Raw genomic sequence first — 13,978 nt, 5'->3', positions numbered from 1 at the left:
TGGGCTGCGATGGCGAAAGCGAAAGCCTCCAAGAAGAATGGGCAGGCCAAGGCGGAGCGCGCCGCAGCCGAGGGTGAGCAGGCAGCTCGCGAGGCAATCGGCCGCTCCGGGCAATCCGGGGAACTCCCGAGCGCCGTATCGCGCGAGGCTCCTCCCGCCTCGTCGGAGGCGGTTCATAAATCGATGGTTTCGAACAAGCGGGCGAACACGAAACCGGAACTGCTCGTGCGCAAGCGCCTTCGCGAAGCGGGCTTGACCGGCTACCGTCTTCAGTGGAAGGTTCCGGGGCGCCCCGATGTCGCGTGGCCCGGAAAGCGCATCGCCCTGTTCGTCAACGGATGCTTCTGGCACCGCTGCCCGCATTGCAACCTGCCGCTTCCGAAATCGAACGTCGAATACTGGCACATCAAGTTCGAGCGCAACGTGGAGCGCGACGAAAGAAACCTTGCGGCTTTGCGGGACATGGGCTGGCGCGTGCACGTCATCTGGGAATGCCAGCTCAAGAAGAAGGTGATCGACGATACGTTCGCCGATCTTCTGCCCGTGCTGGCCGAGGAGCTCGGCAAGGAGCTGAAAGCCGCCGAGGTTTCAAAACCCGAATTGCCAGCGTAGGCAAAAGCGTTACCAGCGGGCTCGCTGCTTGAGGGATCCCGGTTTCCCATTCACGTTCCCACCATAAAATCAAGCCGTTTGCCGATGGGAGCGACCGCGCCATGCTGCCCGTTTCAATCGTCGCGACGGGCGGCGAATCGAGACTGGTATCATGAATGCCGTGTATCCGACCAGACGAAGTTCGGCCAGACGAAGATTTTCGAGCGAGTGGGGTATTGCCGGGGTAGTTCGGCGCCTCGTTCGAATGGGTGCCATCGTTGCATCGCGCCCCTCTTCGAGCTTCCGGTCAGAGTGAAATCCCTTCAAAAGGAGAGGTGTATGACGAGAGAACTCAAATCCATGGACGGAAACAATGCTGCGGCGTACGTCTCCTATGCGTTTACCGAGGTAGCGGGCATTTACCCCATCACTCCGTCGAGCCCTATGGCCGACTTGGTTGATCAGTGGGCCGCCGCCGGCCAGAAGAACATCTTCGGCACCACGGTGAAGGTATGCGAGATGCAATCGGAAGGCGGTGCCGCAGGCGCAGTCCACGGTTCGCTTGCCGCCGGCGCGTTGACCACCACCTACACGGCTTCCCAGGGTCTGCTTCTCATGATCCCCAACATGTACAAGATGGCAGCCGAAATGCTGCCGAGCGTGTTTCACGTAAGCGCCCGCACGGTTGCCACCCAGGCTCTCAGCATCTTCGGCGACCATTCCGACGTCATGGCGTGCCGCCAAACCGGTTTCGCCATGCTCGCCGAGAGCAACGTCCAGGAGGTCATGGATCTGTCTGCCGTCGCCCACCTTGCGGCCATCAAGGGCCGCGTTCCCTTCATCAACTTCTTCGACGGCTTCCGCACGTCGCATGAAGTGCAGAAGATCGCCGTATGGGATTACGACGATCTGGCCGAGATGTGCGATATGGATGCGGTGCGCGACTTCCGCGACCACGCGCTCAACCCCGAGCGTCCGGCCATGCGCGGCAGCCACGAGAACGGCGATGTGTTCTTCCAGCACCGCGAGGCATGCAACAGCCATTACGCTGCGCTGCCTGCGGTAGTCGAAGATTACATGCACCAGGTGAACGCCAAGCTCGGCACCGATTACGAACTGTTCAACTACTACGGCGCCGCGGATGCCGATCGCGTTATCGTAGCGATGGGCTCGTTCTGCGACGTCGTCGAAGAGGTCGTCGACTACCTGAATGCGCACGGCGAGAAGGTCGGCCTCGTGAAGGTTCGCCTGTACCGCCCGTTCGTGACCGAGAAGTTCATGGCGGCGCTGCCCGAGACCGTGAAGAAGATCGCAGTCATGGACCGCACCAAAGAGCCGGGCGCCGTAGGCGAGCCGCTCTACATGGACGTGGTGAACGCGCTCGTGCACGAAGGCCGCACCGATCTCATCGTGGTCGGCGGCCGTTACGGTCTGGCTTCGAAGGACACGCCCCCCTCGTCGGTGTTCGCCGTATACACCGAGCTCGAGAAGGACGCTCCGGCGCGCGAGTTCACGGTCGGCATCGTCGACGACGTGACGAACCTCTCGCTTCCCGAAGATCCGGCGAGTCCGAATACCGCAGCTGAAGGCACCATCGAGTGCAAGTTCTGGGGTCTCGGCGGCGATGGCACGGTCGGCGCTAACAAGAACTCCATCAAGATCATCGGCGACCATACCGATAAGTACGTGCAGGCCTACTTCCAGTACGACTCCAAGAAGACCGGCGGCGTGACGATCAGCCACCTGCGCTTCGGCGACTCGCCCATCAGGAGCACCTACTACGTCAACAAGGCCGACTTCGTCGCCTGCCATAACCCGTCGTACGTGACCAAGGGCTTTCGCATGGTCAACGACGTCAAGCCCGGCGGCACGTTCATGATCAACTGCCAATGGACGCCCGAGGAGCTCGAGCATCATCTGAACGCCGAGGCGAAGCGCTATATCGCCGAGAACGATATCAAGCTCTACACCATCAACGCCATCGATCTCGCCCAGGAGATCGGCATGGGCAAACGCACGAACACCATCCTGCAATCGGCGTTCTTCGCGCTTGCGAACGTGATTCCCCAGAACGAAGCCCTTCAGTACATGAAGGACGCGGCGACCAAGTCCTACCTTAAGAAGGGCCAGGAAATCGTCGGCATGAACCATCGCGCCATCGAAGCGGGCGCTACGGCCTTCATGCAGGTCGAAGTGCCGGCGAGCTGGGCCGAGGCGACCGATGAGGCCGATACCGCCGAGCTTGCGGGTCGTCCCGAGCTCGTGAAGCAGGTTGTCGAGATCATGGAGCCGGTCGGCCGCATGGACGGCGACCGCCTGCCCGTTTCGGCATTCGTCGCTCATGCTGACGGCCAGTTCGAGCAGGGCGCTGCCGCCTACGAGAAGCGCGGCGTTGCCGTGAGCGTGCCCGAATGGGACGCTGCGACCTGTATCCAGTGCAACCAGTGCGCCTTCGTGTGCCCGCATGCCACCATTCGTCCCTTCGCCCTGACCGAAGCAGAGGCTGCCGGCGCCCCGTCGGCAGCCAAGCTCGTGCCGATGAAGGGCAAGGGCAACGACGGGTTCCAATACACGCTTGCCATCTCGCCGCTCGACTGCATGGGCTGCGGCGTGTGCGTGAACGTGTGCCCGACCGATTCGCTTGCTATGGTCGCACAGGAAAACGAGCTCGCCCAGCAGGGCGTGTTCGAGTACTGCGTCGCCCAGGTTTCCGATAAGCCCGAGCTGGAAGATGTCAGCGTGAAGGGCAGTCAGTTCAAGCAGCCGCTGCTCGAGTTCTCGGGCGCTTGCGCCGGCTGCGCGGAGACCGCGTACGCGAAGCTCGTCACCCAGCTGTTCGGCGATCGCATGTACGTTGCGAACGCCACGGGCTGCTCGTCGATTTGGGGAGGGCCTGCGGCTACGTCGCCTTATGCCATCAACAAGGACGGCCATGGCCCCGCGTGGTCGAACTCGCTCTTTGAAGACAACGCCGAGCACGGTTTGGGCATGCTGCTCGGACACGAGGCCGTACGCGACAAGCTCGTTGCCGATACGGAGAAGCTCATCGCGGCAGCGGGTGCCGGCGAAGCGGTCAAGGCGGCTGCGCAGGCATGGATCGACTCCATGGGCGATGCGGATGCGAGCAAGGACGCTTCGGCTGCCTACATCGCCGAGCTCGAGAAGCTCGCTGCAGGTGCCGATGGCGAAGCCGGCAAGCTTGCCGCTGCCGTTCTCGAGAACAAAGAATACCTGACCAAGAAGTCCGTCTGGATCTTCGGCGGCGACGGTTGGGCGTACGACATCGGCTACGGCGGACTCGATCACGTGCTCGCTTCGGGCAAAGACGTGAACGTGTTCGTCTTCGATACCGAGGTGTATTCCAATACCGGCGGCCAGGCTTCGAAGGCTTCCAACATCGGCCAGGTCGCCCAGTTCGCGGCTTCTGGCAAGGATATCAAGAAGAAGAGCCTGACCGAGATCGCCATGGCCTACGGGTACGTGTACGTAGCGCAGGTCGCCATGGGTGCGAAACCCGCGCAGACCATCAAGGCCATCGCCGAGGCCGAAGCCTATCCCGGGCCGTCGCTCATCATCGGCTACTCGCCGTGCGAGATGCACTCCATCAAGGGCGGCATGGCGAATTGCCAGGACGAGATGAAGAAGGCTGTGGACTGCGGTTACTGGAACCTGTTCCGCTTCAATCCCGAAGCGCCTGCGGGCAAGAAGTTTGTTCTGGACTCCAAAGAACCTGCCGGCGGCTACCAGGAGTTCCTCATGAACGAGGCTCGCTACAGCCGTTTGACCCGCGAGTTCCCCGAGCGCGCAACCGAGCTGTTCGAGCGCAACGAGAAGGCGGCGGTCGATCGCTACGAGCATCTTCTGAAGCTCAAGGAGGTGTACTCCGAGGCGTAGGGCCTCGGTACGAGGTATCAAGGAAAAGGGGCTTGGACGATAATCAAGCCTCTTTTCTTGTATAGTATGCACGTACGAAAACATCCATGCACCAAACAAGGAAGGAAAGAGGGTTCCAATGGCAGAACTACCCCTGATCTTGGGCCTCGTGGCCGGCGTTTTAGCAGCCGTCTACGCGGGTGTCTTGATCACTCGGATCAACAAGTTGCCAGCTGGCAACGAAACGATGCAGGGTATTGCATCGGCAATCCAGGAAGGCGCAATGGCGTATCTTGGCCGCCAGTACCGCACCGTCGCCATCGTGGGCGTCGTTGTGGCTATCGTACTGCTCGTCCCCGGATTCATGGGCGTATCGGGCTTCGGCATTTGGACGGCTATCGGCTTTGTCGTCGGTGGCGTGGCTTCGGCCGCTGCGGGCTTCATCGGCATGCGCATTTCGGTTGCGGCGAACGTGCGCACGGCTGAAGCGGCACGCACCGGGCTCGGTCATGCCCTGCGCGTGGCGTTTCAATCGGGCACCGTCACCGGCATGTTCGTGATCGGCCTGGGCATTCTTTCGGTGTCCATCATGTCGTTTCTCGTGTTCGCGGGCATCGCGCCGTTCTCGGCGCTCGTCGGACTTGGCTTCGGCGGTTCGCTCATTTCGGTGTTCGCCCGTCTCGGCGGCGGTATCTTCACGAAGGCCGCCGACGTAGGAGCCGACCTCGTCGGCAAGGTGGAAGCGGGCATCCCCGAGGACGATCCGCGTAACCCCGCCGTTATCGCCGACAACGTGGGCGATAACGTGGGCGACTGCGCCGGTATGGCGGCCGACCTGTTCGAGACCTACGTCGTGACCACGGTTGCCGCCATGCTCATCGGCAACCTTGCATTCGGCGGCGACAGCATCTACGTGTCGCTCGGTTTCCCGGTCGTGATCGGCGTCGCCTCGATCATCGCTTCGATCATCGGCACGCTGTTCGTCAAGATGAGCCCGAACGGCACCATCATGGGTGCGCTGTACAAGGGCCTGTGGATTTCGGCGATCATCGCCATCATCGCGTTCTTCCCGATCACGAACTGGATGCTCGAGGGCGTTACCGTGGTGAATACCTCGCTCGCCCCGGCGGGCATCACGCCGCTTTCCATCTGGATCTGCGCCGTCATCGGCGTTGTGCTCACGGCGGCAATGGTCTACATCACCGACCACTACACGTCTTCTGAGAAGAAGCCGGTCGAATCCATCGCCGAGGCAAGCGTTTCGGGCCACGGCACGAACGTTATCCAGGGCTTGGCTGTCGGCATGGAGGCCACCGGCCTCCCGATTCTCGTAATCGTCGTCGCGACGCTTGCGAGCTTCTTCTTGGGCGGCATCTTCGGCATCGCCGTCGCAGCGCTCTCGATGCTTTCGATGGCGGGCATCGTCGTCGCCATCGACTCCTTCGGTCCGGTGACCGACAACGCGGGCGGAATCGCCGAGATGAGCGGTTTGCCCGAGAGCGTGCGCGAGAACACCGACGCGCTCGACGCGGTGGGCAACACCACCAAGGCCGTTACCAAGGGCTACGCCATCGCTTCGGCCGCGTTGGCCGCCGTGGTTCTGTTCGCCGACTTCACCCATACGGTGACCGAGGAGACCGGCGCGGTGTTCTCGTTCGACCTGGCGAACCCGTTCGTCCTCATCGGCCTGTTCATCGGCGGCCTCCTGCCGTACCTGTTCGCATCGCGCGCGATGACGAGCGTCGGCAAGGCTGCAGGCGACGTCGTCGAAGAGGTGCGCCGTCAGTTCAAGGAGATCCCCGGCATCATGGAGGGTACGGGCAAGCCCGACTACGCGAGATGCGTCGACCTCGTGACCAAGGCTGCGCTGCGCGAGATGGTGCTTCCGGCTATGATTCCGATCGGCACGCCCGTTCTCATCATCGTCGTCGGCTTCATCCTGCAGGCGATCGGCTATCCCCAGGCGTTCGAGTTCACCACCCTCGTGCTGGGCGGGGCGCTCGTGGGCACCATCATCACGGGCCTGTTCGTCGCCATCTCCATGACGAGCGGCGGCGGTGCGTGGGATAACGCCAAGAAGCTCATCGAGGAGGGCAAGTACGGCGGAAAGGGCTCGTTCGCCCATCAGGCCGCCGTTACCGGCGACACCGTCGGCGACCCCTACAAGGACACGGCGGGTCCCGCGTTGAACTCCATGATCAAAGTGTTCAACATCGTGGCGCTCCTGCTGGTTCCGCTTCTGGCGCTGCTTGCGTAAAGCGCGCGTTCAGGTAAGCTCTGCAAGGGTCGACGGCATCGTGCCGCCGGCCCTTTTCTTTGGCCGAATCGCAGCGCGGCTTTGACCTCGGATACGCGATCTTCCTTTTGGCTTGGGGTTTGCTGCGCCGTTCGGGGATGCGAGCCCGCTTCGCCATACCCTGACGGTGTCCACGAAGGGCCTCTGTGCGAAGAGAATTCCGGATTAATCGCCCTTTCGCTTTTTGCGATCAGGACTTTTGCTGCAGATATTCCATCATGTAGCGCCTGAAACCTCGCACGGAAGCGATCGGCGGACAGGGGCCGAGGGTTTGGCGGTTGAGCGTGGTTCGGTGGCTGGAGCCTTGCCGATTGTTCGCAGGATGGACGATCGGCGCAAGGGTTGACGGGGCTACGGCTGGTTTTGCCTCATGGGGTCTCCCGCTTGCCCTCCACGAGGTCGATGAGTTCTTGATGGGTGTGCACGCCGAGCTTTGCGTAGATATGGCTCACGTGGGTTTTCACGGTATTGTACGAAACGACGAGCTTCTCCTGGATGAAGCGGGCGTTGCGGCCCTGCGCGAGCAGGCCGAATATCTCGTCCTCGCGGGCGGTGAGGCCGTGGGTTTCGCTCAGCATACGGCAGCGCTGTTCGAAATCGGCGGGGCGCTCGCTCGGGGCAAGGGGTGCCGCAGGTTCCACTTTGCGAATCGTGTCACCGAAGCTGAAATTGCGCTGCGTGGCCAGGATGTAGATCACGAGGCCGAACACGATGCAGGCGGAGACGGTTGCGATCATGCCGTAATCGACATGGTAGTATTGGTTTGCGAGCCGTCCTAGGTTCGCGCCGATGATCGTACCGAGCGAAGCCATGGCGTTGCCCCATGTGAGCACGACGAGCGCATTGGGTGTGTTCTTGGCGGAAAGCGCAACGAGTACGAAGTACATGAGGATCTCGAACAGCCCGGTGCCGCTGCTCAAAAGGTTGCTTGCGATCAGGTCGTTTTGCGTTCCGGCGATCGAGGGCACGAGAAAGCCCGCGATACTGAGCAGGATCGATGCTCTGAACAGCGCATCGGGGTCGAGAGGCCGCTTGCTGACGAGTCGGATGAGGGCGTAGACGCCGAGCGGGATGAGGGCGAGCAGGGGGAAGATGGGCACGCGGTCGGTTTCGGCGAAGGTGAGGGTATAGCCGTAGATGAATCGGAAGATGATGAGCGTGATGAACACCTGGTGGACGAACGGGAGATACGACGCCGGCGAGGTGACCGCCGCATCGGCGGGGGAATCGGCGGCGAGAATCTGACGCAGGATGGGGCGCGCAAGGGAGCTGCAGAGCGCAAGCGTGAGAAAGGGAACGGCTGCGAACAGAAGCAGATTCGCCTCGATCGGAAGATAGGGAAACGCGATGCGCAATGCGTAGGATGCGAAATAGGCAAGCGCGATGCATACGCCCAAGACGCGCAGATCGAGCCCCATGCAGGCGACGCCGACGATAACGGCTGCAAGGCTGATGCCGATCGTGGCCACCGACGCCCCGATGGCGAGCGTGAGAAACGAATTCAGATACAGACCCGCGAGCGTGAGGATGGCACCCGCCGCGAGCGAGGCGAGGATTCCCGAGAAGAGGCGCTTTTTGAGCATACCTGGCTTCCAGCGGGCGACGAGCGCCATGACGATGAGCGCGAGCCCGCCTGCTGCGGCGCTGATTTCGCGGGTCCACGGCGAAACGGCATCGAAGAGTGGAAACGCGCAGTAGTTGAGCAACCAGTACTCCGTGAACACGAGCACGAGCGCCCCGAAGCATGACGCAATGCGTTTCGCCTGCTTGCCTTCGATGTTCCGCAGCGTGCGTGCGGCATCGGACGATGCGATCGTGTGAGCCATGGATCCCCTCAGGTAACGACTTCAATTTCGATGTTCATTCTAACAGGGTGATTTGTGCGATACAGCGGGTAGCGGCCAAAATCACCCGAGTCGTATGATGAAAAAACGGCCCGTGCGACGCTACGGTCTTACGAGTCGGGAGCATCGATTCGATTCGAAGTGCAGCCGACGTATAAGAAAAAGCAGGGCAAGGGAGGATCTATGAAATCATCAACCACCATGCAGAAAAGCGGCATGAGCCGCCGCGCCTTCTTAGGACTCGGCGCAACGGCAGCCGCACTTGCAGGCGCAGGCCTTGCGGGGTGCGCCCCTGCGGCTCCCTCGGCGAGCGCCGAGGGCGGAAGCGGTGCCGATGCGGCAACCGACTGGCTCGGTGCCGAGCCGGAGATCGACGAGAGCGATATCGTCGAGACCGTCGACACCGAAGTGCTCGTATGCGGAGCGGGAACGTCGGGCTTGTTCGCCGCGTGCTCGGCAGCCGAGGAGGGTGCCAAGGTCGTATGCCTCGAAAAGGGCTCCATCGGCGGCGGCGTGCGCGACAACCTCGGCTCGATCAACAGCCGTCTCCAGAAGGAAGCGGGCGTGGAGATCGACGAGAACGAGATCTGCAACGATTTGACCCGCTACGCGAACAATTACTGCAATCAGCGCCTCTACCATATCTGGGCTCAGAATTCCGGCGAGGCGATCGACTGGTACCAGGATCGGCTCGAGGAGGCGGGCTTCGAGCTGTTCTTCGAGGGTGCCGAGAATGCGAAGCCGTCGCGCTACAAGCACTGGCCGACCGGCCACATTCCCAGCTGGCCCGCCGATGCCGAGTTCGCCGGCCTCAAAGATGTGGTCAACGGCAAGATCGTACTCGGCGACTATGCGAAGGAGAAGGGCGTCGATTTCCGCTTCTTGACGCCGCTCGTCAAGCTCGTCAAAGAGGGCGACAAGGTTACGGGCGCCATCGCGAAGGGCCCCGACGGCTACATCAGGATCAACGCCTCGAAGGGCACCGTGGTGTGCACGGGCGGCTATGCGCGCAACGAGGACATGCTCAAGGCGCTGCAGCCCCAGACGCTCAGCAAGTACTCGCTTTCCATCGCCATCGACGGCACGACGGGCGACGGCATCAAATCATGTCTGTGGGCAGGGGCGCACATGGACGAGGCCCATACGGCCATGGTGTTCGACCGCGTTGCCGTCAAGCCCGACGAGTACGGCGGAGCTGAAACGGTGGGGTCGCTGTTCTGGATGGGGTCGAACCCCTGGCTCAAGGTCAACCTCAACGGCGAGCGCTTCACCAACGAATCGGCTCCCTACGACTACGTGCTCAACGCCGCCATCGCACAGCCGCACCATACGGTCGTCGACATCTGGGATTCGGATTATGCGACCTACCTCGAGCAGTTCGATATCCACGGATGCGCCCGCGTGTACCCGTTCGATAACGGCGCGCCTACCAATATGACGCTCGAAGTGACGGAGGGCATCAACGAGGGCCTCATCGAAAACGGCTACATCATCAAAGCCGATACGATCGAGGAGCTGGCGAAGGGTCTCGGCATTCCCGCAGATAACCTGAAGAAGACGGTCGACCGTCAGAACGAGAACTTCGACAACCAGATCGATCCCGATTTCGGCAAGGAGGATTTCCGTCTGTCCGCCATCCGTACGCCCCCGTTTTACGGGGTGCGCACCTCGGGCTACATGCTCTGCACGCTCGACGGCATCACGATCAACGAGGATTTCCAGGCGGTTGACGAGGGCGGCAACGCGATCGAGGGCCTGTACGTGGCGGGCGTCGATTCGGGATCGTACTTCGCCCACACCTACCCGAACATGTCGACCGGCCATTGCTGCGGACGTTCGGTTACCTTCGCCCGCATGATCGGCAAGGCGCTCGCTGCGAAGTAGCATCGAGCCTCTATCGGCAACGTCTCCCTCAACGCTGCCCGCATAAGAAAACCCGCGCAGTTCGGTTGCGCGGGTTTTCTTGCGTCGCGATTAATAATTTGGAAAGATATAATTAAGAAAGTCTCAAGGTGGGAAGAATAGCCATTAATCTTTGCGGCTCGTAATCTCATTGTTGGCACCGATTGTGTCAATCCCAGGGGGAGTGCAACAAAGAGGAGGATCAATGACGAGCTATTTGGAGCGAATCCGGCAGTCTTCGGACATCACCCGAAGGGGATTCATCAAAGCAAGCGCGGCTGCTACGGCGGCTCTTGCTGTTTCGGGAAGCCTTGCGGGCTGCGCGAACAAAGTGGAACCGGCCGATGCGAATGCAGGCGGCACTGAAGCGGTCGCAGTCGACGGGGAGTGGGTCACGGCGGCGTGCTGGCATAACTGCGGGGGACGCTGCCTCAACAAGGTTTTGGTGAAGGACGGTGTAGCGCTCCGACAGAAAACCGACGACACTCATGAGGACAGCCCCGATTACCCTCAGCAGCGTGCGTGCCTTCGCGGCCGTTCGCAGCGCAAGCAGGTGTTTTCTGCCGATCGCATCAAGTACCCCATGAAACGCAAGGGGTGGAGCCCCGATAACCCTCAGGGCGAACTGCGCGGCAAAGACGAATGGGAGCGCATCGAATGGGACGAGGCCCTCTCCTACGTAGCCGATGAGCTGAAGAAGGCGAAAGAGCAGTACGGAAATCGCTCGATCCTGGCTGCCGGATCGGAAATCGGCCGCTTGCTGACGTTGTTCGGCGGTTACACCGCGTCGTGGGGTACGGGCTCGTACGGCTCTTTTGCGCTTACGGCGGGCATAATCGGCGCCGAGGTGTGGTCGGGCGGTATCAACGATCGAATTGATATGAGGGAGAACACCGAACTCTTCGTAATGATCGGATCGAATCCTGCATGGAGCTCAGGCGGCAGTCCGGCGTTCCATATGCTGCAGGCGAAGGAGAACGGAGCGCGGTTCGTAGCGATTGATCCGTATTACAATGATACCTATGAGCTGCTTGGAGCCGAATGGCTGCCTATCCGTCCCGGTCAGGATACAGCATTTCTTATCGGGTTAGCGTATGCGCTTATCGATGGCGACGCTCAAGGCGGGAATCTTATCGATTGGGATTTTCTCAATACGCACGCAATCGGATTCGATGCGGAGCATATGCCTGAGGGCAGCGATCCCCGAGGCAATTTCAGGGACTATGTTCTGGGAACCTACGACGGTCTTCCGAAGACTCCCGAATGGGCTGCAGAGCTTTGCGGCATCTCGGGGGAGCGTATACGTCAGCTTGCGGAGGAAATCGCCCCGAGCAGGGCGGTGGCGCTTATGTGCGGATGGGCGCCGGCCCGAACCCATAATTCGGACGGATTCCCCCAGGTGTTCTCGACGATCGGTGCGATGACGGGACATATGGGCAAGCCCGGTCATATGACCGGAGTCAACTGCCATAGCGCAGCGGGCAACGGAGGTCCTTCTCTCGTGAACCCAGGACCCTCTGGAGTTGCTGCGATCAAGGAGGTTCCCGTTGACGACAGCATCAATAAAACCGAGATCTGGAAAGCGATCATGACGGGGCGGTATACGTGGAATGGACGCTCTGGAACCGTCACGATGCCGGCGGATGCGGAGAAAGCTCCAGGGGAAGTACGCGATATCGATATCCATGTAATCTATCACGGAGGCGGTGCCGCACTCCAGACGACGGATGCCATGTCGGAAGGGATAGCCGCCCATCGCAAGGTCGACTTCGCCGTCTCCCACGCGCAGTTCCTTACGACTAACGCACTGTATTCCGACATCATCCTCCCGGTTACGACCCTGTGGGAAAGGCCTGGCGGATTGCTTACCGGTAACCGTGAAATGCTCATCATGTACACGCAGGTTACGGAACCGCTCTTCGAAAGCCAGAGCGACCAGTGGATCGCTCGCGAGCTGGCCAAGAAACTCGGAATGGAAGAGAGCGCCGTCTACGATATCGACGAAAACCAGCAGTTCTTCAATACGGTTGCCGGGGCCACCTATGTCGAGGACGACGGCGTGACCGCATCGCCGCTGGTGACGATTACGGAAGAAGACATTGAGGAGTGGGGCGCGGTGGGTACGCCCCAGGAAGGCGTCATCTCTTTTAAGGACTTCAAAGAAAAGGGAGTGTACCAAATCGAGCGCAAGGCGGGCGACAACTACGGGTTCGTCGCATACAGCGGTTTCGCGAAGGATCCCGAGAGCAACCCCCTTCCTTCGCTATCGGGCAAGCTGGAAATCTACTCAGCACGTCTTGCCGAGATCGTGAACGGCATGGGATATAGTACGATTGAGCCTGTTCCGACGTACATCCCCCAAGCTTGCGGATATGAGGCAACCTTTGGCGATTATGCGGCGGGAGAGAAGGGCGACTATCCCTTCCAGATATTCAACATCCATTACCTTCGTCGCTCGCATACAGTGTTCGATAACATTCCTTGGTTGCGCGAAGCGTGGGCGAATCCCGTCTATCTCAACGCGCAAGATGCTGAAGAGAGGAATATCGCTGCAGGCGATACGGTGCGGATAACGAGCCCGTACGGTTCGGTGCTGCGCAAAGCCACGCTGACCAATCGCGTGATCCCCGGCGTTGTCATGCTTCCGCATGGTGCCTGGGTAGATATGGACGACGATGACGAGAACGATACCGCAGGAGCCGATAACGTCATTTGCGGGGGTTGTCCCACTGGTCAAGGCGTTTCTGGTTGGAACACCGCGATCTGCAACTTTGAAAAGTACGACGGCGAAGCGATAGTCGATGATGCGGCGCGTCCTCAGCGCATCATCTGCGAATAGCGAATGGAGAGATCATGGGACGAAAAGGCTTTTACTATAACCAAAACGCCTGCATCGGATGCCGCACCTGTCAGGTAGCCTGCAAGGATAAGAACGATCTGGACGTGGGTACGCTTTTCCGTCACGTTACCAGCTACGAAACGGGAACGTTTCCCGAAGCGCATGTCTACCACTATGCTGCGACCTGCAATCACTGCGAAGACGCGGCGTGCGTTGCGGTGTGCCCGAATGCTGCGACCTACTACGACGAGAACGACGGCACAGTGCAGCACGATGACGAGAAATGCATAGGATGCCAGTATTGCGTAAAGGCGTGCCCTTATGGAGTTCCGCAGTACATCGCAGACATCCAGAAAACGCATAAGTGCGATGCGTGCATCGGCCTTCGGTCGACGGGAGAGCAGCCTGCATGCGTTGCCGCATGCCCCATGAGGGCCCTTGATTTCGGGGATATCGAAGAGGTGAGGAAGGCTCACCCCGATGCGGTCGATCAGATCGCCGTTCTGCCCGAAGCATCGCAGACGAACCCGTCGGTTGCTATCGGCGCGAAGGAAGTCGCCCTTGCGGTCGATCCGGTTGCGATAGCTCTTTAGCCTGCATGTCCACAATGGCCGCAGTATCGCATAACGGTAC

General features: G+C 60.6%; 7 protein-coding genes. 6 read left to right on the top strand and 1 reads right to left on the bottom strand.

Features of this window, described 5'->3' with window-relative positions; all coding sequences use genetic code 11:
- The first annotated feature begins 9 nt into the window (after positions 1-9).
- The 3 genes from MWL89_RS10625 to MWL89_RS10615 all read left to right on the top strand — a co-directional run bounded on the left by MWL89_RS10625 (position 10) and on the right by MWL89_RS10615 (position 6,721).
- The gene (locus MWL89_RS10625; protein WP_244385994.1) at positions 10-612 is read left to right on the top strand and encodes a very short patch repair endonuclease; all 603 of its coding nucleotides are present in this window, start codon (positions 10-12) and stop codon (positions 610-612) included.
- A gap of 318 nt (positions 613-930) precedes the next feature.
- Complete coding sequence (gene nifJ / locus MWL89_RS10620) at positions 931-4,485, top strand: pyruvate:ferredoxin (flavodoxin) oxidoreductase (RefSeq protein WP_244385993.1); 3,555 nt, start codon at positions 931-933, stop codon at positions 4,483-4,485.
- Between the two features lie 118 nt (positions 4,486-4,603).
- Positions 4,604-6,721, top strand: a complete 2,118-nt coding sequence (locus tag MWL89_RS10615) for a sodium-translocating pyrophosphatase (RefSeq protein ID WP_102377722.1) — start codon at positions 4,604-4,606, stop codon at positions 6,719-6,721.
- Positions 6,722-7,128: 407 nt separating this feature from the next.
- Here MWL89_RS10615 and MWL89_RS10610 read toward each other — a convergent pair whose 3' ends face one another.
- Positions 7,129-8,586 carry a helix-turn-helix transcriptional regulator gene (locus MWL89_RS10610; protein WP_244385992.1) on the bottom strand — a complete coding sequence of 486 codons (1,458 nt, stop codon included), beginning with the start codon at positions 8,584-8,586 and terminating at the stop codon, positions 7,129-7,131.
- 201 nt (positions 8,587-8,787) lie between these two features.
- On the opposite strand from MWL89_RS10610, the gene MWL89_RS10605 reads away from it, so the two are divergent.
- From MWL89_RS10605 to MWL89_RS10595, 3 genes are all read left to right on the top strand, one after another.
- Positions 8,788-10,488 carry an FAD-dependent oxidoreductase gene (locus MWL89_RS10605; RefSeq protein ID WP_244385991.1) on the top strand — a complete coding sequence of 567 codons (1,701 nt, stop codon included), beginning with the start codon at positions 8,788-8,790 and terminating at the stop codon, positions 10,486-10,488.
- A 223-nt stretch (positions 10,489-10,711) separates the two neighbouring features.
- On the top strand, positions 10,712-13,345 hold the full coding sequence (locus tag MWL89_RS10600) for a molybdopterin-dependent oxidoreductase (RefSeq protein WP_244385990.1): 2,634 nt from the start codon (positions 10,712-10,714) through the stop codon (positions 13,343-13,345).
- Positions 13,346-13,359: 14 nt separating this feature from the next.
- Positions 13,360-13,938, top strand: a complete 579-nt coding sequence (locus tag MWL89_RS10595; RefSeq protein WP_244385989.1) for a 4Fe-4S dicluster domain-containing protein — start codon at positions 13,360-13,362, stop codon at positions 13,936-13,938.
- The last annotated feature ends 40 nt before the right edge of the window (positions 13,939-13,978 follow it).

The organism is Raoultibacter timonensis (assembly GCF_022845715.1).
Taxonomy (GTDB): domain Bacteria; phylum Actinomycetota; class Coriobacteriia; order Coriobacteriales; family Eggerthellaceae; genus Raoultibacter; species Raoultibacter timonensis.
Note: the sequence above shows the minus strand (reverse complement) of the source record. Positions and strands in the feature narration are given on the sequence as shown.

What these genes read in the sequence shown, in the direction of transcription:
- MWL89_RS10625 (WP_244385994.1), top strand. Translation starts at nt 10, where the DNA reads ATGGCGAAAGCGAAAGCCTCCAAGAAGAATGGGCAGGCCAAGGCGGAG.
- MWL89_RS10605 (WP_244385991.1), top strand. Translation starts at nt 8,788, where the DNA reads ATGAAATCATCAACCACCATGCAGAAAAGCGGCATGAGCCGCCGCGCC.
- MWL89_RS10615 (WP_102377722.1), top strand. Translation starts at nt 4,604, where the DNA reads ATGGCAGAACTACCCCTGATCTTGGGCCTCGTGGCCGGCGTTTTAGCA.
- nifJ (WP_244385993.1), top strand. Translation starts at nt 931, where the DNA reads ATGACGAGAGAACTCAAATCCATGGACGGAAACAATGCTGCGGCGTAC.
- MWL89_RS10595 (WP_244385989.1), top strand. Translation starts at nt 13,360, where the DNA reads ATGGGACGAAAAGGCTTTTACTATAACCAAAACGCCTGCATCGGATGC.
- MWL89_RS10610 (WP_244385992.1), bottom strand. Translation starts at nt 8,586, where the DNA reads ATGGCTCACACGATCGCATCGTCCGATGCCGCACGCACGCTGCGGAAC.
- MWL89_RS10600 (WP_244385990.1), top strand. Translation starts at nt 10,712, where the DNA reads ATGACGAGCTATTTGGAGCGAATCCGGCAGTCTTCGGACATCACCCGA.